The 26,501-nt window shown below is 68.4% G+C and carries 30 protein-coding genes; 17 read left to right on the forward strand and 13 right to left on the reverse strand.

Features of this window, described 5'->3' with window-relative positions:
- Together AM586_RS24790 and AM586_RS24795 are read left to right on the forward strand one after the other, a co-directional pair.
- On the forward strand, positions 1-576 hold the full coding sequence (locus AM586_RS24790; RefSeq protein WP_052234444.1) for a hypothetical protein: 576 nt from the start codon (positions 1-3) through the stop codon (positions 574-576).
- A 171-nt stretch (positions 577-747) separates the two neighbouring features.
- Complete coding sequence (locus tag AM586_RS24795; RefSeq protein WP_047826470.1) at positions 748-2,553, forward strand: M4 family metallopeptidase; 1,806 nt, start codon at positions 748-750, stop codon at positions 2,551-2,553.
- Between the two features lie 9 nt (positions 2,554-2,562).
- Here AM586_RS24795 and AM586_RS24800 read toward each other — a convergent pair whose 3' ends face one another.
- Positions 2,563-3,306, reverse strand: coding sequence for a M23 family metallopeptidase (locus AM586_RS24800; protein ID WP_047826471.1), 744 nt, complete (start codon positions 3,304-3,306; stop codon positions 2,563-2,565).
- Between the two features lie 27 nt (positions 3,307-3,333).
- On the reverse strand, positions 3,334-4,563 hold the full coding sequence (locus AM586_RS24805; RefSeq protein WP_307165409.1) for a L,D-transpeptidase family protein: 1,230 nt from the start codon (positions 4,561-4,563) through the stop codon (positions 3,334-3,336).
- A gap of 125 nt (positions 4,564-4,688) precedes the next feature.
- On the opposite strand from AM586_RS24805, the gene AM586_RS24815 reads away from it, so the two are divergent.
- Entirely contained in the window at positions 4,689-4,985 is a 297-nt protein-coding gene (locus tag AM586_RS24815) for a 2Fe-2S iron-sulfur cluster binding domain-containing protein (RefSeq protein WP_047826472.1), read from the forward strand.
- A gap of 15 nt (positions 4,986-5,000) precedes the next feature.
- Here the strand turns inward: AM586_RS24815 and AM586_RS24820 are convergent, their stop codons facing one another.
- A complete protein-coding gene (locus tag AM586_RS24820) occupies positions 5,001-5,900 on the reverse strand; it encodes an alpha/beta hydrolase (RefSeq protein ID WP_047826473.1) in 900 nt (299 codons plus the stop codon).
- Positions 5,901-6,049: 149 nt separating this feature from the next.
- Here AM586_RS24820 and AM586_RS24825 point away from each other — a divergent pair, with 149 nt between their 5' ends.
- Together AM586_RS24825 and AM586_RS24830 are read left to right on the forward strand one after the other, a co-directional pair.
- Entirely contained in the window at positions 6,050-6,232 is a 183-nt protein-coding gene (locus tag AM586_RS24825; protein WP_047826474.1) for a hypothetical protein, read from the forward strand.
- Positions 6,229-6,426 carry a hypothetical protein gene (locus AM586_RS24830; RefSeq protein ID WP_047826475.1) on the forward strand — a complete coding sequence of 66 codons (198 nt, stop codon included), beginning with the start codon at positions 6,229-6,231 and terminating at the stop codon, positions 6,424-6,426. Before AM586_RS24825 ends, AM586_RS24830 begins: the two co-directional genes overlap by 4 nt.
- 21 nt (positions 6,427-6,447) lie before the next feature.
- Here AM586_RS24830 and AM586_RS24835 read toward each other — a convergent pair whose 3' ends face one another.
- A complete protein-coding gene (locus AM586_RS24835; RefSeq protein WP_047826476.1) occupies positions 6,448-6,654 on the reverse strand; it encodes a hypothetical protein in 207 nt (68 codons plus the stop codon).
- A 198-nt stretch (positions 6,655-6,852) separates the two neighbouring features.
- Between AM586_RS24835 and AM586_RS28675 the strand changes: the two genes are divergently transcribed.
- Positions 6,853-6,990: a hypothetical protein gene (locus AM586_RS28675; RefSeq protein WP_197416509.1), complete on the forward strand. Its 138-nt coding sequence runs from the start codon at positions 6,853-6,855 to the stop codon at positions 6,988-6,990.
- Between the two features lie 59 nt (positions 6,991-7,049).
- Positions 7,050-7,421: a hypothetical protein gene (locus tag AM586_RS24840; RefSeq protein ID WP_047826477.1), complete on the forward strand. Its 372-nt coding sequence runs from the start codon at positions 7,050-7,052 to the stop codon at positions 7,419-7,421.
- Here AM586_RS24840 and AM586_RS24845 read toward each other — a convergent pair whose 3' ends face one another.
- From AM586_RS24845 to AM586_RS24855, 3 genes are all read right to left on the reverse strand, one after another.
- Entirely contained in the window at positions 7,422-7,637 is a 216-nt protein-coding gene (locus AM586_RS24845; RefSeq protein WP_047826478.1) for a hypothetical protein, read from the reverse strand. It abuts the gene before it with no gap.
- A 140-nt stretch (positions 7,638-7,777) separates the two neighbouring features.
- Entirely contained in the window at positions 7,778-10,621 is a 2,844-nt protein-coding gene (locus AM586_RS24850) for an EAL domain-containing protein (RefSeq protein ID WP_047826479.1), read from the reverse strand.
- A gap of 117 nt (positions 10,622-10,738) precedes the next feature.
- Positions 10,739-11,473: a fused MFS/spermidine synthase gene (locus tag AM586_RS24855; protein WP_047826480.1), complete on the reverse strand. Its 735-nt coding sequence runs from the start codon at positions 11,471-11,473 to the stop codon at positions 10,739-10,741.
- Positions 11,474-11,571: 98 nt separating this feature from the next.
- On the opposite strand from AM586_RS24855, the gene AM586_RS24860 reads away from it, so the two are divergent.
- The 4 genes from AM586_RS24860 (at position 11,572) to AM586_RS29000 (ending at position 14,758) form a co-directional block, all read left to right on the forward strand.
- Positions 11,572-11,847, forward strand: a complete 276-nt coding sequence (locus AM586_RS24860) for a hypothetical protein (RefSeq protein WP_047826481.1) — start codon at positions 11,572-11,574, stop codon at positions 11,845-11,847.
- Positions 11,848-11,854: 7 nt separating this feature from the next.
- A complete protein-coding gene (locus AM586_RS24865) occupies positions 11,855-13,027 on the forward strand; it encodes a GGDEF domain-containing protein (protein WP_047826482.1) in 1,173 nt (390 codons plus the stop codon).
- Between the two features lie 75 nt (positions 13,028-13,102).
- Positions 13,103-14,053, forward strand: a complete 951-nt coding sequence (locus AM586_RS24870) for a hypothetical protein (protein WP_047826483.1) — start codon at positions 13,103-13,105, stop codon at positions 14,051-14,053.
- A gap of 93 nt (positions 14,054-14,146) precedes the next feature.
- Positions 14,147-14,758, forward strand: coding sequence for a hypothetical protein (locus tag AM586_RS29000; RefSeq protein ID WP_082439531.1), 612 nt, complete (start codon positions 14,147-14,149; stop codon positions 14,756-14,758).
- 20 nt (positions 14,759-14,778) lie between these two features.
- Here AM586_RS29000 and AM586_RS24880 read toward each other — a convergent pair whose 3' ends face one another.
- Both AM586_RS24880 and AM586_RS24885 read right to left on the reverse strand, forming a co-directional pair.
- On the reverse strand, positions 14,779-15,093 hold the full coding sequence (locus tag AM586_RS24880) for a hypothetical protein (protein ID WP_047826485.1): 315 nt from the start codon (positions 15,091-15,093) through the stop codon (positions 14,779-14,781).
- A 196-nt stretch (positions 15,094-15,289) separates the two neighbouring features.
- Positions 15,290-15,937 carry an ABC transporter ATP-binding protein gene (locus AM586_RS24885; RefSeq protein WP_047826486.1) on the reverse strand — a complete coding sequence of 216 codons (648 nt, stop codon included), beginning with the start codon at positions 15,935-15,937 and terminating at the stop codon, positions 15,290-15,292.
- An 89-nt stretch (positions 15,938-16,026) separates the two neighbouring features.
- On the opposite strand from AM586_RS24885, the gene egtD reads away from it, so the two are divergent.
- The 3 genes from egtD to AM586_RS24900 are packed head-to-tail and all read left to right on the forward strand — an operon-like array spanning position 16,027 to position 19,209.
- Positions 16,027-17,034: an L-histidine N(alpha)-methyltransferase gene (egtD, locus tag AM586_RS24890; RefSeq protein WP_082439532.1), complete on the forward strand. Its 1,008-nt coding sequence runs from the start codon at positions 16,027-16,029 to the stop codon at positions 17,032-17,034.
- A gap of 19 nt (positions 17,035-17,053) precedes the next feature.
- Positions 17,054-18,277 carry an ergothioneine biosynthesis protein EgtB gene (gene egtB, locus AM586_RS24895; RefSeq protein ID WP_047826487.1) on the forward strand — a complete coding sequence of 408 codons (1,224 nt, stop codon included), beginning with the start codon at positions 17,054-17,056 and terminating at the stop codon, positions 18,275-18,277.
- Complete coding sequence (locus AM586_RS24900; RefSeq protein WP_047826488.1) at positions 18,274-19,209, forward strand: YihY/virulence factor BrkB family protein; 936 nt, start codon at positions 18,274-18,276, stop codon at positions 19,207-19,209. Before egtB ends, AM586_RS24900 begins: the two co-directional genes overlap by 4 nt.
- A 10-nt stretch (positions 19,210-19,219) precedes the next feature.
- Here AM586_RS24900 and AM586_RS24905 read toward each other — a convergent pair whose 3' ends face one another.
- Both AM586_RS24905 and leuA read right to left on the reverse strand, forming a co-directional pair.
- Positions 19,220-20,098, reverse strand: a complete 879-nt coding sequence (locus tag AM586_RS24905) for a cupin-like domain-containing protein (protein ID WP_082439533.1) — start codon at positions 20,096-20,098, stop codon at positions 19,220-19,222.
- The gene (gene leuA, locus AM586_RS24910; protein ID WP_047826489.1) at positions 20,098-21,786 is read right to left on the reverse strand and encodes a 2-isopropylmalate synthase; all 1,689 of its coding nucleotides are present in this window, start codon (positions 21,784-21,786) and stop codon (positions 20,098-20,100) included. The genes AM586_RS24905 and leuA overlap by 1 nt, the downstream gene beginning before the upstream one ends.
- Positions 21,787-22,320: 534 nt before the next feature.
- On the opposite strand from leuA, the gene AM586_RS24915 reads away from it, so the two are divergent.
- Complete coding sequence (locus tag AM586_RS24915) at positions 22,321-22,503, forward strand: hypothetical protein (protein ID WP_047826490.1); 183 nt, start codon at positions 22,321-22,323, stop codon at positions 22,501-22,503.
- An 18-nt stretch (positions 22,504-22,521) separates the two neighbouring features.
- Complete coding sequence (locus tag AM586_RS24920; RefSeq protein WP_047826491.1) at positions 22,522-23,166, forward strand: DUF1906 domain-containing protein; 645 nt, start codon at positions 22,522-22,524, stop codon at positions 23,164-23,166.
- Positions 23,167-23,170: 4 nt separating this feature from the next.
- Here AM586_RS24920 and selD read toward each other — a convergent pair whose 3' ends face one another.
- Positions 23,171-24,223: a selenide, water dikinase SelD gene (selD, locus tag AM586_RS24925; protein ID WP_047826492.1), complete on the reverse strand. Its 1,053-nt coding sequence runs from the start codon at positions 24,221-24,223 to the stop codon at positions 23,171-23,173.
- A gap of 10 nt (positions 24,224-24,233) precedes the next feature.
- The gene (gene senB / locus AM586_RS24930; protein WP_047826493.1) at positions 24,234-25,202 is read right to left on the reverse strand and encodes a selenoneine biosynthesis selenosugar synthase SenB; all 969 of its coding nucleotides are present in this window, start codon (positions 25,200-25,202) and stop codon (positions 24,234-24,236) included.
- 21 nt (positions 25,203-25,223) lie between these two features.
- Here senB and senA point away from each other — a divergent pair, with 21 nt between their 5' ends.
- A complete protein-coding gene (senA, locus tag AM586_RS24935; RefSeq protein WP_197416510.1) occupies positions 25,224-26,468 on the forward strand; it encodes a selenoneine synthase SenA in 1,245 nt (414 codons plus the stop codon).
- Positions 26,469-26,501: the final 33 nt, after the last annotated feature.

Below are 26,501 nucleotides of genomic sequence, written 5' to 3' on the forward strand. Positions count from 1 at the left end.
ATGCAAACCCATGAGCAAGTCAACGACGATTCGCACCAGCACCACCACAGCGGCCACGCCGACGAGCACCAGAACGACTACCCGATGGTGCCGCAGCGGCCCACGCGCGAACAGCTGTCCCACATCAAGGGCTGGGGCGCCGACCTGGACCGCAAGAACCGGCCCGCCGTGCCGATGGAACGCACGCCGCCGCGCTTCATCCATGCCCACGAAGGCAAGCTGCCGCAGCAGCCGGAAAACGTCGAGGTGCTGGTTTCCACCGAGCGCCCCGGCATCACGCCGATCTTCGGCACCGCCCAGCCGCCGAAGGGCCTGTCCGGCGTGCTCCGCCGGATGGCCTTCCGCTGGTCCGAGAACGACATGCGCCACTGGCTGATCCTGCTGGCGGCCGACCGCGTCAACGTGGTCGAGGGCATTGGCGAAGACCTGGCGCGTGGCAAGGTGCCGAACGTGCTGTCCGAGATGGGCATCAAGGCAGAGTGGCAGCACAACAAGGCCGGGCTGGTGAAGAAGGCGGCCATCGCCTCGGCGGTGGTCGGTACGGCCCTCTACCTGATGCGCCGCCGCGAACGCTGAGGCAGTACCGGTAGTACCGCTTCATGCTACGCCCCACGGCGGTTCCCGCCGCCGTGGGGCTTTTTGTTTTGCAGCAAATCCCTTGGCGGAAGCTCGTCCACACTCTGATGGTGCCCAAGGCTGAGTTCGCCCGAACCGGTTCTTGCGGCAGTCCAACCGAATGGAGGCGAGATGAACCAGCGTTCCCACACCCTTCTGACGGCGTCGATCGGCGCCGTTTTTTCATTCACGGTTTTTGCCGGCGCCGCGCAGAGCGCCGCGCCGCTGCCCCAGACGATGATGAGCGCGCCGGTGGCGGCCACGCCGCAGACGCAGGCCGCCATCGTCGCCCAGCTCGAAGCGCACCGGGCCGAACGCGGGCTGGATGCGCGCCACGGCTTCAAGGTCCTGGTCCAGCATCCGGGCATGCAAGGCACCCAGGTGGCGCGTGTCGCCCATACCTGGAAGGGGGTGCCGATCTTCGGTTCGGAGTCGGTCGTGGTGCTCGACGCGAACGGGCGCATCCAGTCGGAGTCGGCCTCGGAACGGCGCGCCGGCCTCGGCAAAGGGGCGGGCGCCGCTTCCGCCGCCGCGGGACCGGGCAGCGGGGCGCCGGCCGGCGATTTCAGCGTCGTCCCGGCGATCTCGCCCAGGCAGGCGATCGACGCGGCCCTGGCTTCGCTCGGCACGAACGCGAGCCACGCGACCCCGCCGAGCGCCGAGCTGATCGTCTACCCGGTCCTGCGCACCGAGCGCACCGCGGCCGCGCAGGACAAGCCGGAGTACGAGCTGAACGCCCTCGACGTGCAGGACGTGGTCGACCACTACGAGCTGGCCTACCTGGTGCACACCCGCATGCACGCCGGCGACAAGCCGGTCTACCACGACACCGTGGTGAGCGCGCGCGACGGCGCCATCCTCGACCAGTGGAGCATGCTGCAGACCGTGGTCGGCGTCGGCAAGAGCCAGTACAACGGCGAGGTGCCGATCAACACCACCTTCGTCGACGGCAAGTACAAGATGATCGACGACACCCGCGGCACCGGCGGCATGTTCGGCGCGATGGCGATCACCAATGCCAACCACGGCGCCAGCGCCGGCAACGTCTACGTCAACGACACCAACACCTGGGGCGACGGCAAGAACTACATTCCCAAGGGCTCGACCACGGACGCCAACGGCCAGACCGCGGCGGTGAACGCGATGTGGGGCCTGATGAACACCTACGACGCCCTGAAGAACATCTTCGGCTGGCAGTCGCTGGACGGCCACAACACGGCGACCTATATCGCGGCGCACGTCAACACCGCCTACGACAACGCCTACTACAGCGACACCTGCCGCTGCATGTTCATCGGCGACGGCTCCAGCTTCACCAGCCTTGGCTCGATCGACGTGATCGGCCACGAGATGGGCCATGGCATTACCGCGGCGACCTCGAACCTGACCTACTCGGGCGAATCGGGCGGCCTGAACGAATCGGCGTCCGACATCAACGGCGAAGTGGTCGAAGCCTACGCGCGCGCCGGCGGCAAGGGCGAGACGATTCCGGCCCTAGGGAACGACTGGATGCTGGGCAAGGAGATCAGCAAGAGCGGCACGCCGCTGCGCTGGATGACCAAGCCGAGCAAGGACGGCAGCAGCCCGGACGCCTGGAGCAGCTCGCTCAAGCGCATCGACGTCCACTACAGCAGCGGACCGAACAACCGCATGTTCTATTTCCTGTCGCAGGGATCGAGCGAGGACAAGGCCAGCGACTATTACAGCAAATACCTGGTGAAAGCGCCGGCCGCGATGAGCGGCATCGGCCTCGACAAGGCTTACCGCATCTGGTTCAGGGCGAACACCACCAAGTTCACCTCGAGCACCAACTACGCCGATGCGCGCGCCAAGATGATCGAGGCGGCCCAGGAGCTGTACGGCAAGACCAGCAGGGAAGCCACCGCCGTGATGCGCGCGTATGCGGCGATCAACGTCGGAGCGGACGTCGACGAGTAAGGGCAGGCCTCACCTGGCTGGCGCTGCGGGCGCTGCCCCGCCGTCAGCCACGCTGAGCGCACCCGGGTCGGCCAGCAGCGGATAGGGATTCACCGGCGTTCCCTGCCACCATTGCTTCTCGGGCGTCAGTTCGAACACCGCGAAATGCAGGTGCGGCGCGTTCGGGTCGGCGTTCCCGGTCGAGCCCACATACCCGATCGGGTCGCCGCGCCTGATGGTCTGGCCTTCCTGCAGGCCGTCGGCATAGCGGTCGAGGTGGGCGTAGTAGTAGGCATATTTTTCGGTGGGGTCGAACTGGTAGACCGTCAGGCCGCCCGGCTTGCTGGTGAACAGCTTGACGATCTTGCCGTCGGCCGTGGCCAGTACCTTGGTGCCCTTGGGCGCCATGATGTCGAGCGCTTCATGGTGGCGCTCGGCGCCGCGCGGCTGGTCGAAGTTGTCCTTGATGCTCGCCAGGCTCATGCCCTCGACCGGCACCATCAGTTTGCCGGAGGGGAGGGCAGGCACGCCGGTTCCCGCCGGCAGCGCCGTGGTGGACGGGCGCAGCGGCAGGTCGAGTTCGGTGAGATCGGGCGTGACCTTCGGCGCGGGCGGCAGCTTGCCCTCGATGTCGGGCCCGGCCGGCGCCGGCAGCGATCCGGTGTTTGCGGCCTGGACCGGGGCCGGCGGCTCGTGGGGCATCTGGCGCAGCCAGGCAAACAGGCCGCCGGCGCCGACCAGCACGCCGAGCAGGAAGGTCAACAGCCATCTCATCGCGATCTCCTTGTGGTTATGGGTTCTTTACTCCTGCAGCACGACCTCGGTCCCGGCCTTGACCAGCCCGGCGACTTCGGCCGCGCTCCAGTTGGTCAGCCGGATACAGCCGTGAGACTCGGTTTTGCCGATCAGGTTCGGCACCGGCGTGCCGTGGATGCCGTAATGGGGAATCGACAGGTCGATCCAGACCACGCCCACCGGGTTGTTGGGGCCGGCCGCGATCTTCGCCTTGCCGTCGCCCGGCTTGGCGTCCCAGAACAGTTTCGGGTTGTAGTTGTAGGTCGGGTTGCGCGCCACGCCATCGACTTTCCAGCTGCCGATCGGCAGCGGGTCGTGCTCGCTGCCGGTCGAGGCCGGATACTGCGCCAGTGGCCGGCCGCCGGCGTCTTCCAGCGTCAGGACATGGGCGTCGCGCGAGACCACGATGCGCGCCGCCGGCGGCAGCGCCGGGGTGCCGCTCACGTTCGGCACCATGATCTGTTCGCCGGCGTGGGTCAGGTCCTTGCCCCGGTTGAGCTTCTGCAGCAGGCCCGGGCTGGCGTGGAATTTTTCTCCCAGGCCTTCCTGCGCGCTGGCATAGCCGAGCGCCGGCAGCTTGGCCTTTTCCATCATGTCCTCGGGGACCGGACGGAACGGGCCGGCGACGTCGGCGTCCGCCACGTTATAGGGGACGAGCGTCGGCGCGGTGTCCGCGTTCAGGGCGTTCCAGGTGGCTTCGTCGAGCTTGCCGGTGACCGGCAGCTGGCGCGCCTTCTGGAAGCCCGACAGCGCCTGGCGCATGTTCGAGCCGAAGGCGCCGTCGATCTCGCCCGGCGAGAAATGGGCGCGATCGAGCAGGACCTGGGCGCGCAGCAGGCGCTCGGCTTCGCTGCCGGCCTCGGGTGGGGCGCCGGCCATGGCGGGCGCTTGCGGGGCTGGCATCTGCGCCGCGGCCGACTGCTCGCCTGGCGCCGGTACGGGCGCCGGCGCCGGCGTTTGCCCCGGCATCGGCGTGGGCGTCGCGACCGTGGCCGGCGCCGGCGCCTCGGCCGCCTGGATGGTGCTGGTCTGCATGCGGGCCGCGGCGGCGGTCTGGGCGTTGGCGCTCGATGCCGCGGCAACGCGCGCCTGCGGGGTCGGCTGCGTGGATTGCTGGGGAGCCTGCTGTGCGGCAGTGGCTTGCTTGTTCTTGACGAGATAGGCCTGCTGGGCGCCGGCGGCAGCGCAGGCGCTGCCGAGGAGTACGGCCAGGGCGGGGGCGGCGATCTGTTTCATTGGCTTCCTGCATTGCTTACATATGGAAACCTCAGCGTAGTGCTGCGCCAGGCAAGGGTCTGTGCGCAAACGAACCCATCACCAGGCTCGCGTAAGGACGCCGGCAGGGCGGTAAAATCGACATCATGAGCGACTTCACGATCACTTTCCAGCCCTCCGGCTGGACCGTCCCCGCGCCCGCGGACACGACGATCCTGCATGCTGCCGAGCAGGCCGGCATCGACCTGCCCAGCTCCTGTCGCAACGGCACCTGCCGCGCCTGCATCTGCCGGCTGGCGAGCGGCAGCGTACGCTACCTGGTCGAGTGGCCGGGCCTGTCCTTCGACGAAAAGCGGGAAGGGTATGTGTTGCCCTGCGTCGCCGTGCCGCAGGGCGATGTCGTGGTGGACCAGCGCCTTGCGAAGCGCATCGTCTTCGACTAGGCGCGTGCGAAAGCCTCAGCGCTTCAGCGCCGACTCGATCGCCTGCAATACCAGCGGCCAGGAACGCGAGCTGGCCGCGACCTCGTCATAGTGGCTGGCGGCGGGCAGGATCACGACCTCGGCTGCGTCGCCGGCCGCGCGTGCGCGCACCGCGAAATCGCGGGCCACGCGCGGCGGCGAGATGCGGTCCAGCTCGCCCGTCACGAGGATGGTGCGGCTGCCGTTCGGTAGCAGGTCGCCGGCATTCGTGTCGGAGAACACGTCGGGGCGCGTGTCGCTGGGGGCGCCGGTCAGCTGGCCGACCTCGATATCGCAGCTCGACTTGATCAAGGCCTGCTCGCGGCGCAGGTCGGCCAGGCCGCCCAGGCTGACCACGTTCCTGATCGGCAGCGGATCGGGCAGGTACAGCGGACTGGTGGCCGGGATGCGCGCGCGGCCGGCCATCCATTGCACCAGCTGGCCGCCGGCCGAGTGCCCGACCGCCACCACGCGGTCCAGGTCGAGCGGGTAGCGCTGCGCCTGCTGGGCCAGCATGCTCAGCGCCGCATTCATGTCCTGGTAGGTGCCGGGATAGCCGCCGCCCGGCTCGTCGGCGCGGCGGTACTCGACGTTCCACGAAGCGATGCCGCGCTCCGCCAGGGCCCCGGCCAGGTTGCGCAGCTGCGTGATGCCGCCGAATTCCCTGGTCCAGCAGCCGCCGTGCACCAGCACCGCCACCGGGAAGGGCCCGGGGCCACCGGGCAGGAACAGTTCCGCGAACTGCGAGGGCGCACTGCCGTAGTCGAAGCTGGCGTTCGGGACCGGGCCTTTCAGGGCCATGTAGTTGGCCAGCGTCATGGGCTTCGGCGGGGCGGCGCCGGCAGTGGCGCAGCCGAGGGCGCAGGCGAGGGCGAAGGGAAGCAGGCGGCGCAGCATGGGTGATCATCCAGTGTGAAAATGGCAAGAACGCCATCATAGCAAGCCTGCGCACGATTGAAAGCCGGCCCCGCTCCAACATGCTAGTCTGCGCGAAAACGTCATCCGTTTGTCACGTTTTCCACGCTTTCCATTTCAGGAGAATTGCTATGACTCAATCGAAATCCAGCGGCAACCAGAACAAACAGTCGGCCAACGATTCGGAAGAGGATCTGGCCAAGCGCCGTGCCGGTGTGAATCCGGACAAGAGCAGCCACAACGAAAAGACGACCGTCAAGGCCGGCAAGGGCAAGGGCGCCGGCGGCGGGGCGAAACAGAAGGAAGGGCGATGATGGAAGCCCTTCCGGTCGCTGACATGTTCGACCGGGACCTGACGCCGGATCTGCGCGCCCATACGACGCCGGATCCGACCGATCCGTCGCAGCCGCCACCGCGGCCGGGCCCGGATCCGGACGATGTGCCGGCGCCGGCGCGCGCGCCGGTCGAAGAGCCCCGGGCGCCCCAGCCGCCGATCAAGGCGGACTGAAGAAGCCCGGGCGCGGGGTGCTCAGGACTTGCCTGGGCCGCCCTGCTGATTGCCGGTCTCGCCGGCATCCTGCCGACTGCCGCCGCCGCGCGGCAGCGGCGGAATTTCCTTGATCATTTCGTTCGTCTCGTGCTGGCCCGGCGTGATTTCGCCGCTGCCGATATCGCCTTCGTGCATCATCGGCGGACCTTTGGCCGCGGGGTCCGGTTTCGGGGTCGAAGTGTTCATCGTGCTCTCCTTGCGTTGTCGATTGGGTTGACGTGTTGAGATGATCCTAACAGCCAGCCTGTGCTCCCGGCGCATGATAGGCGAAGGCGGTTATGTTGCTTTATGGATACAATTTTGCGCTTATGTTTGTTGGCGCACATTGCTTCCTGAGAAGCTTTCTATAATGAAACATCGCCAGCCACTCTCAGGGAGGACAGCATGGGCAGCACCTTACACAACAGGATCTATCTCGGACGTAGTTCTCGGCTGGCGTCGCGGCGCATGCGGATAGCGCTGGCGCTGGGGGCGCTGGCCGGGGCCTTCCTGCTCTGGGCGGCGCTGCGCGCCCTGAAGTAGGTTGCGGTGAAGGCCGGGCCGCCTTACCATGGCGACCTTTGCTTCCAATGAAAGTCTGAATGAAGAACGAGAAACTGACGGGCGATGAATACGACGCCCTCGAACTCATCCGGCGCGGCGCCCGCACCGACCGCGTCAACGCCTGCGTCGGCCGCAACGCCAAGCGCCTGTCCGGTCTGAAGCTGGTGCAGTATGCGAAGAACGGCAGCCTGGCGCTGACCGAGAAGGGGCAGGAAGTGCTGTTCCTGCGGCGCTGCGTCGAAGCGCTGCGCGCGCTCGAGCGGGATGCCGCGAGCGCGCTCGATGAGGATGTGCTGCAGTTCCTGAGCCGGAAGTCCCATATCGCCGTGCGCGAAGGCGGCGGCTACGAACTCACCGAACGCGGCCGCGAATCGCTGGCCGACATCAGCGCCCAGGAACCGAAACGCTGATCAGTTCGCCCGGCGGCGGTTCGGATACACCAGCGTGCGGACCGCAACCTCGGCCGGCACGTTCATCGCCGCCAGGAATTCCGCGGCGCGCTGCAGGCCCAGCGTCGGGATCGATGCCACTGCCTGGTTGACCAGGTCGCGGGTACGCATGTCGGTGCGCTGCTTGCGTTCCGCCGAGCTCCGGGTGTCGCTCATCAAGGCGGCATCATGGTTCATATCATCCCTCTTTTATTATCCGAAAATCACTGTTGCAAAAGATTTACGGCTATTGTAGGGGAACCATTTCCTTTCTGCCACAAAAAAATCGGATTAAAGCAAAGAATACAAGGCCTTATAGGCCTTTCTTCACAAAAAGCTTAGGCAACGGCCACTTGCGGTTCGTCTTCGAATGCCGCCAAGCCGCGGCGCTGGCGCAACAGTTGTTCAAATTCCTGGGCCGGCAGCGGGCGCGAGAAGTAATACCCCTGCATTTCATCGCAGCCCTGATGGCGCAGGTAGTCGAGCTGTTCGGCCGTTTCCACGCCCTCGGCGATCACCGACAGGCGCAGGTTGTGCGCCAGCGCGATGATCGAGGCGACGATCGCGGCGTCGTTGGCGTCATGCGTGATGTCGTTCACGAAGGAACGGTCGATCTTCAGGACGTCGATCGGGAAGCGCGACAGGTAGGAGAAGCTCGAATAGCCGGTGCCGAAGTCGTCGATGGAAAGCTTCACCCCGAGTGATTTCATGCGGTGCAGGAGGTCGACCGCCGGCGTGACGTCGCTCATGAACAGGCTTTCGGTCAGTTCCAGTTCCAGGCAGGACGGATCGAGCCCGGTATCGAGCAGTACCTGTTCGATGCCCGGCAACAGCTCGGTGGCGCTGAACTGGCGCGCCGACAGGTTCACGGCCACCCGCAGCTGTCCCAGTCCCGCGTCCTGCCAGGCCTTGTTCTGGGCGCAGGCGGTGCGCATCACCCAGGCGCCGATCGGCACGATCAGGCCGGTATCCTCGGCCACGCCGACAAAGCGCGAGGGCGGTACCATGCCCAGTTCCGGATGCTTCCAGCGGATCAGCGCCTCCATGCCGACGATCTGGCCGCTCTTCAGGTCGACCTGCGGCTGGTAGTGCAGCACGAATTCATTGCGTTCCAGCGCATTGCGCAGCGCGCTTTCGATGCGCACCCGCTCCAGCGACTCTTCGTTCATGGCCGGGGTGTAGAACTGGAAGTTGTTGCGGCCCAGCTTCTTGGCGCGGTACATCGCGATATCCGCGTGTTCGATCAGGCTCTCGGCCGGGGTGCCGTCGCTCGGATAGGCCGCCACGCCGATGCTGCAGGTGACGAAGAATTCCTTGGGCCCCAGCATCACCGGCTGGGCCACCGAATCCATCACCCGCTGCACGATGTCCGCGGACAGCGGCTGGTCCTCGTGCTGCGACAGGATCACCACGAATTCGTCGCCCGACAGGCGCGCCACGGTGTCGGTGTCGCGCAGGCTCGAACGCAGGCGCGCCGCGACCGTCATCAGGAGCACGTCGCCGGCCTTGTGGCCCATGCTGTCGTTGACGAACTTGAAGCGGTCCAGGTCGATCAGCATCACCCACACCGGATGGCCGCTGCGGTTCGCGTAAGCGACCGCCTGGCCGAGGCGGTCCTGCAGCAGCGAACGGTTGGGCAGGCCGGTCAGCACGTCGTGCTGGGCCACATGGTGCACGCGCTGCTCGGTGATCTTGCGCGCCGTGATGTCGCTGCCGGTGCCGCGGTAGCCGGTGAAACGGCCGGCATCGTCGAATATCGGCTGGCCGCTGACGCAGTACCAGCGCTCCTCGCCATTGTCATCGAGCGAGCGGTATTCCATGTTGCGGAAGGGCTCGCGCGCCTCGATGGCGGCAAGGTGCTCGCGGCCGGCATCGCTGTCGGCCAGGCTGCCCACCAGCTCCGCACGGGTCCTGCCGAGGATGCGCTCGACGGCGATCCCGGATTTTTCCGTGAAGTGGCCGGTCAGGGCGACGAATCGCAGCTGCGCGTCCTGCTCCCAGTACCAGTCGGACGACATCGCGACCAGCTGGCGGAAGCGCTGCTCACTTTCCTGCAGCGCCTTTTCGGTGCGCTTCCTGGCCAGCACGTCGTCGATCAGGCGCTGGTTGCTCAGCTTCAGGTCGGCGGTGCGTTCGCGCACCAGTTCCTGCACCTTGCGTGCGCGCTGGCCGGCGGCCTGCACGAAGGCGGCCAGCAGCAGGGTCGACAGCAGGCCGCCGGCCGCCAGCAGGGTCGAGGCCAGGTGGTCGGCCAGGTAGGGCCGGGGCGCCGCGGCGGCTTCCACGGTCCAGGTCTGGCCCGCGGCCACGAAACGGTCGAGCATGCGCGCTGCCGGACGGGCCAGCCAGCTTAGCGGCGGCAGTTCCGGCGCGCCGGCTTCGCCCGGCTCGTGGTTGGCGTACACCATGGCGCCCGCTGCGGACTGGGGGCCGAGGTAGAGTTTGAGCAGGATGCTGCGGTCTTCCAGCAGGCCGGCGCGCGCCAGCGTGGAACGTGCCAGGGTCTGGATCTCGATCACGGCGGCGGTGTCGCCCAGCAGGCGGCCGGCCGGGCCGTAGACCGGCATCACCACTTCGAAGCTGGGCTGGCCGTCAGGGGCCTGGGCCAGGCGCAGCAGGCCGGTCGCGGAGGCGCGCCCGCTGGCGTGGGCGCGCGCCAGGGCCCGCGCCACTTCGCCGTTTTCGCCCACGTTCAGGCCGAAGGCCGGCTCGTTGCCCTGTATTGGTTCGAGGTAGTCGACGACGTTGTAGTGCGGCCGGCGCGGCGCCTGCACCAGCCGGCCGTCGACCATTTCGCGCAGCACGGTGCCGGGGCGGATCCGCTGCAGCTCGGCTTCAAACGCGGCGCGATCGGCGTCCTGCACCGCGCGGTGGAAGTTGAAGGCCTTGATATAGGGATTGCGCAGCAGCAGCGGGATGGTGAAATCGTGGAACTGCGAGCGCGTCACCGGCTGCACGGTGGTGAACAGCTGGTTGGTGACGTTCAGGACCTCGATCGCCTCGTCCATGCCCTGCCGCAGGGCGGCCACGCGCACGTTCGCGCCTTGTTCGAAGGCCAGCGTCTGGTTGTCGATCTCGAGCCGCTTCACCGCCAGCGTCAGCACGGCGGTGGTGGCCAGGCCGCCACCAAGCGTGAGGGCCGCCGCAAGCGTGAGCGAAAGCTGGAGTCGGCGACGCGGCATCCGGGATCCTATAAAAAGTACTTGCCTGAGGGAATTAGACCGGCCAAGTTTGTCACACAAACGGTTGTTTCCGCAAACAAATTGTCACGCGCAAGCCTGTGCTGCGGGCAGGTGTGGCTAGGCAAAAACAGACCGCGATGCCAGACGCATAAGAATCAGGCGCACGCATAGACGGTTCACTATCTCCAGCCGCCGGGTGGGCAGCCAGGGCATGGGGCGTTTCTGCGTGGCGGCGCCGGCGAACACGATGCGGTTGTTGCCGGCCGCCTTGTCGAGCCGGCAAAGGCGGCCGTCGAAGACCCGGTCCAGGGCATCCAGCACGGCGTCGTGGCGCGGGTCGTAGCTGAACACATTCGCTGCCAGCACGCCGTCGGAGGCCAGCAGGCGCCGGCAGTCTTCGTAGAAGCCGCGGCTGGACAGGGCCGGGGGCAGGCCGGCGGCGTCGAAGCCGTCGGCCACGATCACGTCGAAACAGGCGCCGCCTGCGCGGGCCGCACCCGCGATCCACTCGGCGGCGTCGGCATGGATGACCTGGAAGCGGGCGTCGTCGGGCGGCAGCAGGAACTGGTCGCGCAGGGCGATCACGTCGGCACTCAGCTCGAGCACGGTGATGCGGCTGGCGGGGAAGTGGCGGTGGCAGAAGCGGGCCATCGAGCCGCCGCCCAGTCCGATCATGAGAATGTGGCGGGGGCGGGGCACGAACAGGGCGAAGCACATCATGGCGCGTGTATAGGCCAGCAGCAGCGCGCTCGGCCGGGACAGCCGCATCGCGCTCTGGATGTCGCCGGGCGTGAACTCCAGGGTGCGGCAGTCGCCCCGGGTACGGACCAGCGGCTTCGGTAGGTTCGGCATGGCCCCAGTATACGATGAGCGGCGCGGCGAGACCGGTTCGGCTTGTTGCAGAGGATAAGTTTCTGATAAGCTGGCCGCCGCAGCCTGACGGAGACCCCATGTTCCTGGACCATCCCACCATCACCGCCACCAACAGCCAGACCGAGCCCGACCGCATCGAGCGGCTCGACCGCGTCTATGGCTATGCGATGGCGCTGGCCGACGTGGATGGCGACGGCGGCTTCGTCGACCGGCTGACCCAGATCCACGACCACAAGGGCACCCTGATCGTGTTCTGGCGGGAAGCGCCGAGCGCCACGCAGATCGCGTACTGGGCGCGGGCCTGGTCCAGCAAGGTCGGCGACGGCAGCACCGCCGTGGTCCACGAGTTCTGAGGCGGCCATGGATTCCACCACCATCGTCCTCGCGCTGGCCCTGGGTAACCTGGCGATCTGCGCCGCATTATTCTTCTTCGAACATGGCGATGGACGCCCGGCGGCCCTGTCGACCTGGGGCTGGTCGCGCCAGATGCAGGCGGCCGGCTGGCTGCTGCTGGCGATCGGCGGCGTCAACGTGGTCCCCGAGCGGCTGGCGCTGCCGGTGGCCTACGGCCTGGTGATCGCCGGCGTGGCCTGGGAGGCGGGCGCGTTGTGGGAGCGTGCCGGCGGACGGCGCTGGCGCAGGTTCACGACCCCGGCGCTGGCGGTGGCGGTGGCCGCCTTCCTGCTGTGCTATTGGGTCGACGAGATCGGCCTGCGCGCGCTGGCCGCTTCGCTGATCCTCGCCGCCTTTTATCTTTCGGCCGCCATCGCCCTCGCGCGCGGCTGGGCCCGGGCCTCGATGCTGCGCCGCTTCCTGGCGCTGGCGACCGCGCTGCTGGCGCTGGTGGTCGGCGCGCGCGGCGCGCTGGTGCTGCTGGCGCCGTCCGGCTGGGGCTGGATGAGCAACGAGCTGCTGCGCCAGCTGTATTCCGGCGCCCTGTACCTGCTGATGCTGCTGGGGGCCTTCGGCTGGCTGCTGCTGGGCCGCGAAAGCCTGCAGGACGAGCTGGCGCGCCTGGAAGTGGTGGACCCGCTGCTGGACGTGACCAACCGCCGCGGCTTCTTCCAGATGCTGGCGCCGTGGATGGCGCTGGCGCGCCGCCCCGGTCCGCCGACCGCGCTGGTGCTGTTCGACCTCGACCAGTTCAAGCGCGTCAACGACAGCTACGGCCACCCGGCCGGCGACGTCGTGCTGCGCACCCTGCTCGACGCCTGCAAGCGCCAGCTGCGCGACAGCGACCAGCTGGCGCGCCTGGTCGGCGTCGAGTTCGCGATCCTGCTGCCGCGCACCGGCCTCGACGACGCCGTCATGGTCGCCGAGCGCATGCGCGCCGCGATCGCCGCAACCCCGGTCAAGACCGAACGGGCCCTGATCACGCTGAGCGCGAGCTTCGGCGTCACCACCATCCGCGCCGACGACAGCAGCGTGACCCTGCTGGGGCGCGCCGACGACGCCCTGCGCGCCGCCAAGGACGGCGGACGCAACCGGGTCGAGCTGGCGCCGCCGGCGCCGGCCGTTCCCGCCGAGGCCTGACATGGCCAGCGGCGCTGTCATCGAAGCGTCATGCGGTTCCGCTATCGTGGCGCCGTCTACCCCGCCGGAGCTTTCATGAACGAGCATCTTCCCGATCCGTCCGCGCCGACCTACGCCGCCCTGGTGCTCGGCTCGGACAGCTTCCGCCTGCTGGTGGCCAGCTACCGCGAAGGCGTCCCGGTGGCGCTGGACGGCGAACACGTGCCGCTGCGCCTGGCCGCCAGCCTCGACGCCAGCGGCTGCCTGAGCCAGGACGCCATGCGCGACGCACTGGCCTGCGTGGCTCGCCTGCGCGAGCGCCTGTGCGCGCGGCCGCTCGCCGCCGTGCGCACGGTCGCCACCTCGACGCTGCGGATGGCCCGCAATGCCCACCTGTTCCTGCCGGCGGCCCAGCAGGCCCTCGGCCATGAGGTGCGGGTGCTGTCCGGCGAAGAGGAAGCCGCGCTGACCTGGATGGGCGTGGCCGGCGCCGCCCCGGGCGGCACGCGTGCGCTGGTGCTGAGCATCGGCGGCGGCTCGACCCAGTTCGCGCTGGGGCAGGACATGCGCATCGAACGGGCCGGTTCGGTGGCGCTGGGCACGGTGCGCCAGGCCCTGACCTTCTTCGGCAACGGCCGCATCGACGCGGTCTCCTTCGCGGCCGCGGTGGCCTCGGCGCGCGTGCGCCTGGCCGATCATGCGGCCTACTACGGGCCGGAGGCGCGCGACTGCGCATACGGCGCGTCCGGCACGGTCCGTACCTTGGCCCGGCTGGCGCGCGAGAACGGCGCCGACTGCGGCGCGAACGGCGCCATCGACCGCGCCGGCCTCGAACTGCTCGGCGCCCGGGTGCTGGAGCAGGCCGGGGGCGGACGCCCGCTGGCCGGGCTCGGGCGCCTGCTGCTGCGCGATGTCGCCGCTGCGCTGGCGATCCTGATCGCGCTGATGGAAGAGCTGGACATCGACCGCCTGCTGGAAACCGATGCCGGGCTGCGGCATGGGCTGGTGCACGACCTGCACCGGCGGCGGCAGGCGCTGCCGGCCTGAGATCGGGCGAAAGCGGGCGGCGCGCGCGCTCCGGCTTCCGGATCGGCGTCAAATCGACTATATTGTTTGGTTTGTTTGACGATGGAGCACGGGATGGCGAAGACAACAGCCGCCGGCGCCGGCGCGAAAGCGGCGCGCGCGCAAGCAGCAGAGGCTTCCACGCGGCCAGCCAGGGCGGCCGGTACGACGGCCGCAAGGAAAACCGCGGCCGTGAAGACCGCCAGGACCGCCAGGAGCACCGGCACTGCCGTAGCCAAGGCCGCGCCGGCCGCGCGCAAGCCGGCCGCGCCGCAACCGGCGGCGTCCAGGCCGGTGAAGCCGCCGGCCAAGGCGGCGGCGAAGAAGCCGGCTGCAAGGAATCCGTCCCCGTCGAAGCCGGCGTCCAGGGTCGCCAGGGCGGCCGCAAAGGCCGTCGCCGGGCCGGCCCCGAAAGGGCGCGCGAGCCGGGCAGGGGAGCTTGCCCGTCCCGATGCGGCGGCCCAGGCGCGGCCCACGCTGGTGCGCGACAGCTTTACCATGCCGGAGCAGGAATATGCCGTGCTCGGCGCGGTCAAGCAGGCTTGCCTGAAAGCCGGCTTCGAAGTCAAGAAGAGCGAACTGCTGCGCATCGGCGTGGCCCTGCTCGGCCAGCTCGACGTGGCCAGCCTGCGCGCGGTGCTGGGCGGATTGCCCCAGCTGAAGACCGGACGTCCCCCCGTCGAATAAGCGCGCTGGCCTTCAGGTGCTCAGTGCGTGGTTCGTCCCGCCGGGGTGTTCGCCCGCGCCTCGGCCGTCAGCTCCTTCAGTTCGCGGATCGGGATATTCGATTTCTCGTGCATCCTCAGCAGGATGGTGGCGCCCACGTTCAGCTTGCGGTGCCGGATCTTGCTGATGATGGGCGGCTGCACTTCGAGGACGCGGCACAATTCGGCATCGTTCTTCAACTGCATGCGCTGGATCAAGGTGTCGAGCAAGGGATTGGGAACGAAGCTCGACGGCTCCATGGCCCGGGCCCGGTGCATCGCCTCGAGCAGCTCCTGTTTTTTCTGTCGTACGCTCATGAACTTCCTCCGTAATTGGATGGACATTCAAGACACACACCGACTGTTTTGGAGGTGGAGCATGCAGCGCTCCTTGCCCGACCGTATTTGAGTGGCTTATGCTGGGTGGGTTTGTTGGAATGCTACTACGAATTTGACAAGGTTGACGCACTGTTCATGAATAAAAGCTTATAACGTGCGTCTTTCTTCGCGGAATTTACGTTAATTCCAGTCCGGAGCGCGTCAGGACGAGGACCCGGTCCGCCATCGCGGCGGCGGCGTGCGAGTGGGTGACCATGATGGCGCCGGCGCCGCTCTGGCGGATCTCGTCGCGCAGCAGGTGCAGGATGCCGTCGGCGGTCTCGGGATCGAGGTTGCCGGTCGGCTCGTCGGCCAGCAGCAGGGCGGGGCGGTGCACCAGGGCGCGCGCGATCGCCACGCGCTGCAGCTCGCCGCCGGACAGCTGGCGCGGGAAGTCGGCGCCGCGTCCCTGCAGGCCGACGGCATCCAGCATGGCGCGCGCGCGGCCGGTGTCGACGGCGCCGTTCAGCAGCAGCGGCAGCGCCACGTTCTGTTCCAGCGTCAGGTGCGGCAGCACGTGGAAGGCCTGGAAGATGAAGCCCATGCGGCTGCGCCGGAGCCGCGTGGCGGCATCGTCGTCGAGCGCCGACATCGGCACGCCGTCGACCACCACCTGGCCGCTGTCGGGCGCATCGAGCCCGGCGATCAAGTTGAGCAGGGTCGATTTGCCGACCCCGGATTCCCCCATCACGGCAACGAATTCGCCGGGCGCGAAGCGGTGCGAGAGCTGCGCCAGCACGGTGCGGCCGCCGTAGGATTTGGAGAGGTCGACGAGTTCGAGCATAGGCCGCTACTCTAGCATGCATGGCTGGCGTCAGCCGGGACCCGATTCGCGTATGATGGAAAGAACGTCAACATCCTGGGGACTCACCGATGCTGAACCATCACAAGGAAGCGCCTGACCCGGCGGCCCTCGACAACACCCTCGACACCTCGGCCGAAACCCTGCGGCTGCGGGCCGAGCTGGAGGCGGGCCTGCGCGCACGCGATGCCTGTATCTCGCCGAAGTTCCTGTACGACGCCCTTGGCTCGAAGCTGTTCGAGGCGATCTGCGAAGTGCCCGAGTACTATCCGACCCGCACCGAAGCGGCCATCTTCGAGCGCCACGGCGCCGAGATCGCGCGCGCCGTCGGCACCGGCTCGACCCTGATCGACCTCGGCGCCGGCAACTGCGCCAAGGCGGCGCGCCTGTTCCCGCTGCTGCACCCGGCCCAGTACGTGCCGGTCGATATCTCGGCCGACTTCCTGCAGGACGCCGTCGAGCGCCTGCAGCAGCGCTTCCGCCACATCGAGATGAATGCCCTCGGCATGGACTTTTCCGGCGGCGACTGGCGCCTGCCGGACGTGGTGCGCCATGAGCGCCGCCTGTTCTTCTATCCCGGCTCCTCGATCGGCAACTTCACGCCGGACGATGCGCTGGCCTTCCTGCGCCGCGTGCGCGCGCAGTGCGGCGCCGACGGCGGCATCCTGATCGGCATCGACCTGGCCAAGGAACACGCGGTGCTGGACGCCGCCTACGACGACGCGCTGGGCGTCACGGCCGCATTCAACCTGAACGTGCTGCGCCACGCCAACCGCCTGCTGGGCGCCGACTTCGACATCCGCGCCTGGCGCCACCACGGCTTCTACAACGAGCGCATGGGGCGGGTCGAGATGCACCTCGAATCGAGGAGCAGCCAGCAGGTCAGCTGGCAGGGCGGCGCGCGCCGCTTCGAGGCCGGCGAATGCATCCACACCGAGAACAGCTACAAGTACCGCCCGAGCGCCGCCGTCGGACTGCTGGAGCAGGCCGGCTTCGCCGCCGCCGGCGTCTGGACCGACGAACGCGGATGGTTCGCCGTGATCCACGCGCGCGCGATCCCGCCGGGCGCCATGCACTGACAGGCAGGCAGAGGACATCATGGGAGCGAACGAACACCGCCAGGCCCGCGAATTCGAGCAGGTGCGCCAGCGCTCGGTGCACCTGGCCGAGCCGCTGTCGCCGGAGGACTGCTGCGCGCAGTCGATGCCGGACGCCAGCCCGGTCAAATGGCACCTGGCCCACACCACCTGGTTCTTCGAGACCTTCATCCTGGAGCCGCGCGAGCACGACTGGCGGCCCTTCCATCCGGCCTTCCGGGTGCTGTTCAACTCCTACTACAACGGCGTCGGCGACAAGCACCCGCGCCCGCAGCGCGGCCTGCTCACGCGTCCGGCCTTCGACGAGGTGCTGGCCTGGCGCCGCGATGTCGACGCCCGCATCGCGCGCCTGCTGCACGAGAGGCCCGAGGACGGCGAGCTGGCCGCGCTGGTGGAACTCGGCATGCAGCACGAGCAGCAGCACCAGGAGCTGATCCTCACCGACCTGAAGCACCTGCTGGCGCAGAACCCGCTGTATCCGGCCTATCTCGCTTCGGCGCTGCCGGAGTCCTGTCCGGCGGGCGCGCTGGCCTGGCTGGACTTCGAAGGCGGCCTGGCCGAGATCGGCCACCGCGGCCCCGGATTCTGCTTCGACAACGAGCTGCCGCGCCACCGCCAGTATCTCGCGCCCTTCCAGCTGGCCTCGCGCCTGGCGACCAACGGCGAGTACCTGGAATTCGTCGAGGCCGGCGGCTACCGCGACCCGAGCCTGTGGCTGTCCGAGGGCTGGGACCGGGTCTGCAGCGGCGAGATCGGCCAGCCCTTCTACTGGCGCAAGGAGAACGGCCAGTGGCTGGAGTTCACGCTGCACGGACTGCAGCCGCTCGATCCCGCGCGTCCGGTCACCCATGTGTCGCTGTACGAGGCCGACGCCTACGCGCGCTGGCGCGGCGCGCGCCTGCCGACCGAGGCGGAATGGGAATTCGCGGCGCGCGACGTCGCCATCGCCTGCGGCGACCTGCACCCGCGCGCGGCCGGCAGCGATGGCCTGGCGCAGATGTTCGGCGAATGCTGGCAGTGGACCAGCAGCAGCTATGCGCCCTATCCGGGCTATGCGCCGGCGGCCGGCGCGCTGGGCGAGTACAACGGCAAATTCATGATCAACCAGTACGTGCTGCGCGGTTCGTCCTGCGCGACCCCGCACGGCCACGCGCGCGCCAGCTACCGCAACTTCTTCCCGGCAGGCAGCCGCTGGCAGTTTACCGGCATCAGGCTGGCCCGATGAAATTCACGCGGGGCCAGCGCCTGCGGCTGCTGAACCGGCGCGCGAACGCCTACATCGTGGGCCATCCGCTCGCCTTCACGCTGGGCGTCCTGAAATGCTTCCGCGCCAACCAGGGCCTGCTGCTGGCGGGCGCGGTCGCCTATTACGCGCTGCTGTCGATCGTGCCTTTCCTGATGCTGGCGGTGGTGGTGCTGTCGCACTTCCTCGACGAGGCCGAACTGCTGCTGACCCTGCGCCGCTACCTGGAACTGCTGGTGCCCGGCCAGTCGGCGTCCATCGTGGCCGAGGTCGCGCACTTCCTCGACGCCCGCGACGTGATCACCTGGGTGCTGGCCGCCACCATGCTGTTCTTCAGCTCCTTCGCCTTCACGGTGCTGGAAAACGCGATGAGCGTGATCTTCGTGCACCGCGTCGCCGTGCGGCGGCGCCACTTCCTGGTGTCGGCGCTGCTCCCGTACTGTTACATCCTGGCGCTGGGCTTCGGCGTGATGATCGTGACCCTGGTGGCCGGCAGCCTGCAGGTGATCGGCACCGAGAGCGTCGACCTGTTCGGTTACAAATGGTCGCTGCACGGCGTGTCCGGGGCCCTCCTGTACCTGCTCGGCCTGGCCGGCGAGATCCTGGTGCTGACCTCGATCTACATGGTGATGCCGGTGGGCCGGCTGTCGCTGTCGCACGCGCTGGTCGGCGGCGTGACCGCGACGCTTCTGTGGGAAGTCGCGCGCCACGTGCTGGTGTGGTACTTCTCGACCCTGTCCAAGGTGAACGTGGTGTACGGCTCGATGAGCACCGCCATCGTGGTCATGTTCAGCCTCGAGATCGGCGCCGCGCTGCTGCTGTTCGGGGCGCAGGTGATCGCCGAGTACGAGCGCGTGGGGCAGGGCGGGACCAGCGGCGAAGCGAAGAAGATGGAGACCCGGCCAGAGGCCTGAGCGGGTGGCGCTAGACGCCGCCCTTCAGGGCCAGCGGCAGCGCCCGCGCCCAGCGGTTCGAGGACAGCGAAAAGCTCAGCGCCCGCACCTGGTGATACCAGCCGGCCGGCACGTACAGCATGTCGCCCGGCTCGACCACGACCTCGACGATGGCCGCCTGGCGCGCCAGCGGAAAGGCCTCGAAGTCCGGCGCTTCCGGATCGAAGGCGGAGCCGAACAGCACCGGATTGGCTTCCCGTGTGTACAGGAATTCGTCGTGGTGCGGCGGCGCCAGGAAGATCCGCTTGCTGCCCCAGATCTGCGCGAAGATGTTGTCGTCGTAGTCGCAGTGCAGCGGCGTCACCGTGCGCGCGGGGCCGAGCCAGAAGCGCGGCGGGCCCATCTTGTCGAACCAGGCCGGCCAGTGGCACATGGCGTTCAGCTCGCGCAGTTCCAGGTTGCCGACGTAGGGCGGCAGATCGTCGGAAGGAGTCCTGCCCGGGTCGAGGCTCAGGTCGAGATACGCGCGCAGCGACATGTCGCGCATCGCGCGGTCCGGCGCGAAGGCGGTCGCCACGTAGTCGCCGACCCGCGCCCGCACCGGCACCTCGCCGAAGCGTTCGCGCAGTTCCTGCGGGGTCAGGTGGCAGAGGGGCCAGCGCCCGACCACGCCGGTAACCAGGAAGGGCAGGCCCTCGGCGGCGCGGGCGCGGAAGGCGGCGCTGTCGAGCCGGCCCAGGCGCGGCACCTCGGAGATGGCCGGCAGCGCACGCGCGGCCTGCCGGATCGCCTCGCGCATCGCCTGGATCGAGGAAACGCCGCGCACCTGCGCGGCCTTCTGTTCGCGCCCCGCCCCCGGCTGCAGGTCGAGCCGCGGCGGCAGGCGCTTCGGGGTACTGCCTCCCTGCATCAGGCCGCGCGCGCCACCGGCTGCTCGCCGGCCATGGCGATCTGGCGGTTCACCGCCGACAGCACGGCCTTGAAGGAGGCGGTCAGGATGTTGCTGTCGATCGCGGCGCCGAACAGGGTCGGGCCGTTACCGAGGCGCAGCTCGACGTAGCAGGCCGCCTTCGCATCGGCGCCCGAACCGATCGCATGCTCGTGGTAGTCCATCAGGCGGATGTCCAGGCCGAGCGCGCTGACGAAGGCGTCGATCGGACCGTTGCCCTGGCCGGCATGATGCTTCGTGACGCGCTCGTGCTCGACCGCGACGTCGATCTGCACGCGCTGTTCGCCTTCGCTGTCCTCGGCCATGCGGTGCGAGACATAGCGGTAGGCCGGGTTCTCCTGGTCGAAGTATTCGCGGGCGAACAGGGCGTGGATGCTCGATGCCGCGACCTCGGTGCCGGTGGCGTCGGCATGGCGCTGCACGACGCGCGAGAATTCGATCTGCAGGCGGCGCGGCAGCTCCAGGCCGTATTCCTGCTCGAGCAGGTAGGCCATGCCGCCCTTGCCCGACTGGCTGTTGACGCGGATGACGGCGTCGTAGCTGCGGCCCAGGTCGGCCGGGTCGATCGGCAGGTAGGGCACTTCCCAGATCGCGTCGGCCTTCTGCGCCGCGAAGCCTTTCTTGATCGCGTCCTGGTGCGAGCCGGAGAAGGCCGTGAACACCAGGTCGCCGACATACGGGTGGCGCGGGTGGACCGGGATCTGGTTGCACTCTTCGACCAGCTGGCGCACGCTGTCGATGTCCGAGAAGTCCAGGCCCGGGTGCACGCCCTGGGTGTAGAGGTTCAGCGCCAGGGTCACCAGGTCGACGTTGCCGGTGCGTTCGCCGTTGCCGAACAGGCAGCCTTCGACGCGGTCGGCGCCGGCCATCACGGCCAGCTCGGCGGCGGCGACGGCGGTGCCGCGGTCATTGTGCGGGTGGACGCTGATTACGAGGCTGTCGCGGCGCTCCAGGTGGCGCGACATCCATTCGATCTGGTCGGCATAGACGTTCGGGGTGCTGGCCTCGACGGTCGAGGGCAGGTTGACGATCAGCTTGTTTTCCGGGGTCGGCTGCCAGGTTTCGCTGACGGCGTCGACGATGCGCTTGGAAAATTCCAGCTCGGTGGTCGAGAACGACTCCGGCGAATACTCCAGGCTCCAGCGGGTCTCCGGATGCTGCGCCACCAGTTCCTTGATCAGGCGGGTGCCGTTCACGGCGATCTGCACGATCTCGTCCTGGCCCATGCCGAATACCACGCGGCGGAACACCGGCGCCACCGAGTTGTAGACGTGGACGATGGCGCGCTTGGCGCCGACGCAGGATTCCACCGTGCGGCGGATCAGTTCCTCGCGCGCCTGGGTCAGCACGATGATGCTGACGTCATCCGGAATGCGGTTTTCCTCGACCAGCATGCGCACGAAGTCGAAATCGGTCTGCGAGGCGGACGGGAAGCCGACTTCGATCTCCTTGATCCCGATCTGCACCAGCTTTTCGAAGAAACGCAGCTTCTTCTCCGGGCTCATCGGCTCGATCAGCGCCTGGTTGCCGTCGCGCAAGTCGGTGCTCATCCAGACCGGCGGCTGGGTGATGACGCGGCTCGGCCACTGGCGGTCGGCCAGCTGGACGGCGGGGAAGGGACGGTATTTGGCGGCGGGATTGGTCAACATGGCGGAGCTCCTAATGTGTGCTGTATCTGGTGCTGCTGGATCTGGGACGAAAACTGTGCCGGGGCACGGTGTGGCGCGGGCTGCCGGACGGGCCACGGAACGCTAGGCCCGGCAACCGATCGGTAGCGATAGCGATAGCGATGCGCGGGACGGCAGGGCGCGTTCGCCGGCAGTCAGCCCGGAGGCTCCGGCGATGGTGAAAACGGATGTGAAGACAGTGGTAAACATCGGTACAACTTTCCTTGGGCTACGGGTTCCGGCGGGGAGCCGGGTCCTTGCTGGCAATGCGCAACGGCGATTTACGCGCGTAGTAGCAGGCCTGCCGGCGATAGTGCGCCGGTCAGCGGTAGGAGAGTCGATGGATGCAGTTGGGAGAACATTTCTTCACTCTATGTGAATTTTGTTTGGCCTGTCAAGCGTTTATTGGCTTGTCGTTTGGTTACCACGCAAAACTTTCACAAAAGATTGTTGAGCAGGCTCAAAGCCAGACTTTGCCATGCTGGCACATTACACGCTTCATATCGAGGGGATGCCATGAGCGGGGACGTGTTCCCGGGTTTGCCGATTCCTGTCGCGCTGGCCCTGGCGGCGCTGGTGCTGATCCTGCTGGGCCTGGCGCGCGTGCTGGCCTCGCTGGGCAAGCCGGTGACGCTGCGCTTCCCCTGCGACGAGCGCGATCCTGCCGGCCCCGACGATCTCGAAAGCCAGCCGAACTGAACCAACTTGGGAGACAGCATGCCCGTACTGAACGGCCTGGACACCAATATCGAACTGACCCGCCACGCCCTGGCGCTGAAGGCCCAGGGCTACGATTTCGCGTTGCGCTACTACAGCAACAATGCGTCCAAGAACCTGTCGTTGGGGGAGGCAAGGGCGCTCTCCAGCGCCGGGCTGAAGATCGGCGTGGTGTGGGAAACCGCCGGCACCCATGCCGGCTTCTTCAGCCGCGCCCAGGGCCTGGCGGACGGCGCCCAGGCCTATCGGATGGCGAAGGACGCGATCGGCCAGCCCTTCGGCTCGGCGATCTATTTTGCGGTCGACTATGACCCGACCCAGGCCGATCTCGACGGGGCCATCAGCAATTACTTCACCGGCGTGCAGGCGGCGCTGTACGTCGCCAACGAGGGCGAGCCGTCCTACCGGGTCGGCGTCTACGGTTCCGGGCTGTGCTGCGGCACCCTGGTCGAGCGCGGGCAGGCGCACCTGAGCTGGCTGTCGCACTCGACCGCCTTCGCCGGCTCGCGCCAGTATGCCGAGCAGAAACGCTATGACCTGATCCAGATGCTGCCGGCACGCATCCTGGGGGCGGACGGGATCGTGCTGGGCATCGATCCCGACGCGACCCATCCGGAGAAGGATGCCGGGCTGTTCGGCGTCTAGCCGCTCAGTCGACTTTCACCCGCGGCGCACCCGCTTCCATCCGTCCGATCACGGCGGCGTGGCCGAAGCCTTCGCGCGCGAACAGGGCCAGCACCTCGTCGACGCTGCCCGGGTCGCAGGACACCAGCAGGCCGCCCGAGGTCTGCGGGTCGGTCAGCAGCACGCGCCCGGTGTCGCCGACGCCATCGCCGAGGTCGACATCCATGCCGTAGGCGTCCCAGTTACGGCCGGATGCGCCCGTGAAGAAGCCCTCGCGGGCCAGCTGTTCGACGCCCGGCAGCAGCGGGATCTTCGCCATCTCGAGCTGTGCGCTCAAGCCGGCGCCGCGCGCCAGTTCCAGCAGGTGGCCCAGCAGGCCGAAGCCGGTGACGTCGGTCAGCGCATGCACGCCGGCCAGCTCGGCCAGCGCCTTGCCCGGCTTGTTCAGCTTGGTGGTATTGGCGATCATCGCCGCATAGCCCTCGGCATCCAGCTTGTCCTTCTTCAGCGCGGCCGACAGCACGCCCACGCCCAGCGGCTTGCCGAGGATGAGGACGTCGCCCGCGCGCGCGTCGGCATTGCGCTTGACCTTGGACGGATGGACCAGGCCCATCACCACCAGGCCGTAGATCGGCTCGACCGAGTCGATGGTGTGGCCGCCGGCGATCGGGATGCCGGCCTCGGCGCAGATCGATTCGCCGCCCTGGATGATCTTGCCGATGGTGTCCAGCGGCAGCTTGTTGACCGGCATGCCGACCAGGGCCAGCGCCATGATCGGGGTGCCGCCCATTGCGTACACGTCGGAGATCGCATTGGTGGCGGCGATGCGGCCGAAGTCGAAGGGGTCGTCGACGATCGGCATGAAGAAGTCGGTGGTGGCGATCAGGGCCTGCTCGTCGTTCAGCTTGTAGACGGCGGCGTCGTCGGCCGTCTCGATCCCGACCATCAGCTCTTTCGGCACCGGAAAGCCGGTCGAGTTCTTGAGGATCTCGGACAGCACGCCGGGTGCGATCTTGCAGCCGCAGCCGCCGCCGTGCGAGAAGGAGGTGAGTTTGATGGCTTGGTCAGGAGTGGTCATGGAAGGCTCGTCAAGGATTGCGTAAAAGGAGATTATCCACCAGGTCGAGCAGCGCCGCTCGTTCCCGGCCGGGAGCGAACAGGCGGCGCCGAGCCGCGCACTGGCGCAGCAGCCTGTTACGGAAGGCTGCGTCGACGGCGAGGCGGTCGATCAGGCGCGCCAGCGCGGCGGCGTCGCCCGGCGGGAAGAAGCCGGCGTAGTCCGTGCCCAGCATGCCGCGGTTCCCGCCGATATCGGAGGCAAGCACCGGTACATTGCTGGTCACCGCCTCGATGATCACGTTGGCGCCGCCCTCCATGCGCGAGCAGATCGCCATCGCGCGGCAGCGGGCCAGCTGCCGCCGGGCGGCCATGTGGGGCAGGGCGCCCAGCCAACGGTAGCGCGGGTTGGCGGCCTGGGTGGCCCGCGCGGCGTCGCCAAGGGCCGGATCGAGCGCGCCGCCCACGTGCAGCAGGCGCACGCCGGGCGCGCTCACCAGCGCGGCCGAGCGCATGAAGGTGAGCGGATCCTTTTCGGCGCGCAGGTGGCCGATCATGGCGATGTCGAAGCTGCCGGCGCGCGGGCGCGCCGCTTGCGGCGCGGGGGCCGACTGGTAGATCACGCGGGCCCTGGCGCGCTCCGGTGGCGGCAGTTCGTCCAGCCCCTGCGCCTGCAGCAGCACCAGCGCCGTCGCGCGGGCCAGCGAGGCGCGCGCGGACGCGTCCTCGTGGATGTCGCGGTACAGGTCGGTGCCGGTCAGGACCAGCACGCTGGGCCGCCCGGGATGGGCTTGCGCGAAGGCGGCCAGGCTGCTTGCCGAGCGGCGCGCGTGCAGGGCGATCAGCAGGTCGGGCGCCGCCTGGCCACTGTTCCAGTCCTGCGCGACCGTCACCCGGCCGCGCGCGGACAGATGTCGCATCCAGCGGCTGGCGGTCTGCCAGTTGCCGTTGTTCTCGCGGGCGGAGGCGGGGCTGACGATGAGGATGTGGGGGCGCGCCATAGAAAATCGTAGAATGTCCGCATGAACCATGACGATCCATCGTTCCGGCACGCCGGACCCGACAAGATAGCAGGCATGCTGCGGGATGCGCGGCATTATACGCTGGCCCTGTTCGGCGCCCTCGAGGAGGCCGGCTATGCCGACGCCGCGCGCCTGCCGCGCCTGCCCATCATCAATCCGCCCCTGTGGGAACTGGGCCACACGGCCTGGTTCGCCGAGTGGTTCGTGCTGCGCGCGGCGAGCAGCAGCCGGCCCGGCGATGCGGAGGGCCACAGCCTGCTGGCGCGCGGCGACGACTGGTTCGACTCGAACCTGGTGGCGCACCGCACGCGCTGGGCGCTCGACCTGCCCGGGACCGGTGCGATCGAGACCTATTGCCAGGAGGTGCTGGAGCGCGTCCTGGAGCGGCTGGCCGGCGAACCGGTCGACGACGCCGCACTGTACGCCTATCGCCTGGCGCTGGCGCACGAGGACATGCACGGCGAAGCCCTGCTGTACACGATGCAGACGCTGGGCGTGGCGGTGCCCGGCGAGATGGCCGGGACCCTGCCGGCGCCGGCCCCCGCAGCGGCAGGGGAGATCGCCTTCGAGGGCGGCGTTTTCCTGCGCGGCGGCGACCAGTCGCGCGGCTTCGTGTTCGACAACGAGAAGGCGGCGGTCAGCTGCCGCGTGGCGCCTTTCGCGATCGACGCCAGGCTGGTCTCGAATGCGCACTACCTGTCCTTCGTGGAGGACGGCGGCTACCAGGATGGGCGCTACTGGAGCGAGGCGGGCCGCGCATGGCTGATGGAGACGGCGCGCACGGCGCCGCGTTACTGGCGGCGCGACGGCGACGGCGACGGCGACGGTCATGGCGGTGGCGGTGGCGATGGCGGTCAGTGGCGGCAGCTGCGCTTCGGCCGCCGCGTGGCGCTGGCGCCGGATGCGCCGGTGCGTCACCTGAGCCTGCACGAAGCCCAGGCCTTCTGCCGCTGGGCAGGGCGCCGCCTTCCGCTCGAAGCCGAGTGGGAGTTCGCGGCCCTGTCCGGCCATCCCGGCTTCGAATGGGGCGGGCTGTGGGAATGGACGGCTTCTCCATTCCTGCCCTACGCCGGCTTTGCGCCGGACCGCTATCTCGAGTATTCGGCGCCCTGGTTCGGCTCGCGCCAGGTGCTGCGCGGCGCGTCCTTCGCGACCCCGGCGCGCTTCCGGAGTCCACATTTCCGCAATTTCTTCACGCCCGGCCGCGACGACATCTTCAGCGGCTTCCGCACCTGCGCCTTGTAAGCGCAGGCGAAAAAAAAGGCTGCCGAAGCAGCC

Origin of the sequence: Massilia sp. WG5, from assembly GCF_001412595.2 — a bacterium.
Lineage (GTDB): Bacteria > Pseudomonadota > Gammaproteobacteria > Burkholderiales > Burkholderiaceae_D > Telluria.

Excerpts from the sequence above, each read along its gene's own strand:
- AM586_RS24830 (WP_047826475.1), top strand. The coding sequence starts at position 6,229 with ATGATGGAAGCCCTTCCGGTCGCTGACATGTTCGACCGGGACCTGACG.
- AM586_RS29000 (WP_082439531.1), top strand. The coding sequence starts at position 14,147 with ATGGCGAAGACAACAGCCGCCGGCGCCGGCGCGAAAGCGGCGCGCGCG.
- AM586_RS24795 (WP_047826470.1), top strand. The coding sequence starts at position 748 with ATGAACCAGCGTTCCCACACCCTTCTGACGGCGTCGATCGGCGCCGTT.
- selD (WP_047826492.1), bottom strand. The coding sequence starts at position 24,223 with ATGACCACTCCTGACCAAGCCATCAAACTCACCTCCTTCTCGCACGGC.
- leuA (WP_047826489.1), bottom strand. The coding sequence starts at position 21,786 with ATGTTGACCAATCCCGCCGCCAAATACCGTCCCTTCCCCGCCGTCCAG.
- AM586_RS24865 (WP_047826482.1), top strand. The coding sequence starts at position 11,855 with ATGGATTCCACCACCATCGTCCTCGCGCTGGCCCTGGGTAACCTGGCG.
- AM586_RS24805 (WP_307165409.1), bottom strand. The coding sequence starts at position 4,563 with ATGAAACAGATCGCCGCCCCCGCCCTGGCCGTACTCCTCGGCAGCGCC.
- AM586_RS28675 (WP_197416509.1), top strand. The coding sequence starts at position 6,853 with ATGGGCAGCACCTTACACAACAGGATCTATCTCGGACGTAGTTCTCGG.
- AM586_RS24840 (WP_047826477.1), top strand. The coding sequence starts at position 7,050 with ATGAAGAACGAGAAACTGACGGGCGATGAATACGACGCCCTCGAACTC.
- AM586_RS24880 (WP_047826485.1), bottom strand. The coding sequence starts at position 15,093 with ATGAGCGTACGACAGAAAAAACAGGAGCTGCTCGAGGCGATGCACCGG.
- AM586_RS24870 (WP_047826483.1), top strand. The coding sequence starts at position 13,103 with ATGAACGAGCATCTTCCCGATCCGTCCGCGCCGACCTACGCCGCCCTG.
- senB (WP_047826493.1), bottom strand. The coding sequence starts at position 25,202 with ATGGCGCGCCCCCACATCCTCATCGTCAGCCCCGCCTCCGCCCGCGAG.
- AM586_RS24845 (WP_047826478.1), bottom strand. The coding sequence starts at position 7,637 with ATGAACCATGATGCCGCCTTGATGAGCGACACCCGGAGCTCGGCGGAA.
- AM586_RS24825 (WP_047826474.1), top strand. The coding sequence starts at position 6,050 with ATGACTCAATCGAAATCCAGCGGCAACCAGAACAAACAGTCGGCCAAC.
- AM586_RS24820 (WP_047826473.1), bottom strand. The coding sequence starts at position 5,900 with ATGCTGCGCCGCCTGCTTCCCTTCGCCCTCGCCTGCGCCCTCGGCTGC.
- AM586_RS24855 (WP_047826480.1), bottom strand. The coding sequence starts at position 11,473 with ATGCCGAACCTACCGAAGCCGCTGGTCCGTACCCGGGGCGACTGCCGC.
- senA (WP_197416510.1), top strand. The coding sequence starts at position 25,224 with ATGAACCATGACGATCCATCGTTCCGGCACGCCGGACCCGACAAGATA.
- AM586_RS24860 (WP_047826481.1), top strand. The coding sequence starts at position 11,572 with ATGTTCCTGGACCATCCCACCATCACCGCCACCAACAGCCAGACCGAG.
- AM586_RS24915 (WP_047826490.1), top strand. The coding sequence starts at position 22,321 with ATGAGCGGGGACGTGTTCCCGGGTTTGCCGATTCCTGTCGCGCTGGCC.
- AM586_RS24850 (WP_047826479.1), bottom strand. The coding sequence starts at position 10,621 with ATGCCGCGTCGCCGACTCCAGCTTTCGCTCACGCTTGCGGCGGCCCTC.
- AM586_RS24905 (WP_082439533.1), bottom strand. The coding sequence starts at position 20,098 with ATGCAGGGAGGCAGTACCCCGAAGCGCCTGCCGCCGCGGCTCGACCTG.
- egtB (WP_047826487.1), top strand. The coding sequence starts at position 17,054 with ATGGGAGCGAACGAACACCGCCAGGCCCGCGAATTCGAGCAGGTGCGC.
- AM586_RS24900 (WP_047826488.1), top strand. The coding sequence starts at position 18,274 with ATGAAATTCACGCGGGGCCAGCGCCTGCGGCTGCTGAACCGGCGCGCG.
- AM586_RS24920 (WP_047826491.1), top strand. The coding sequence starts at position 22,522 with ATGCCCGTACTGAACGGCCTGGACACCAATATCGAACTGACCCGCCAC.
- AM586_RS24835 (WP_047826476.1), bottom strand. The coding sequence starts at position 6,654 with ATGAACACTTCGACCCCGAAACCGGACCCCGCGGCCAAAGGTCCGCCG.
- egtD (WP_082439532.1), top strand. The coding sequence starts at position 16,027 with ATGCTGAACCATCACAAGGAAGCGCCTGACCCGGCGGCCCTCGACAAC.
- AM586_RS24885 (WP_047826486.1), bottom strand. The coding sequence starts at position 15,937 with ATGCTCGAACTCGTCGACCTCTCCAAATCCTACGGCGGCCGCACCGTG.
- AM586_RS24815 (WP_047826472.1), top strand. The coding sequence starts at position 4,689 with ATGAGCGACTTCACGATCACTTTCCAGCCCTCCGGCTGGACCGTCCCC.
- AM586_RS24800 (WP_047826471.1), bottom strand. The coding sequence starts at position 3,306 with ATGAGATGGCTGTTGACCTTCCTGCTCGGCGTGCTGGTCGGCGCCGGC.
- AM586_RS24790 (WP_052234444.1), top strand. The coding sequence starts at position 1 with ATGCAAACCCATGAGCAAGTCAACGACGATTCGCACCAGCACCACCAC.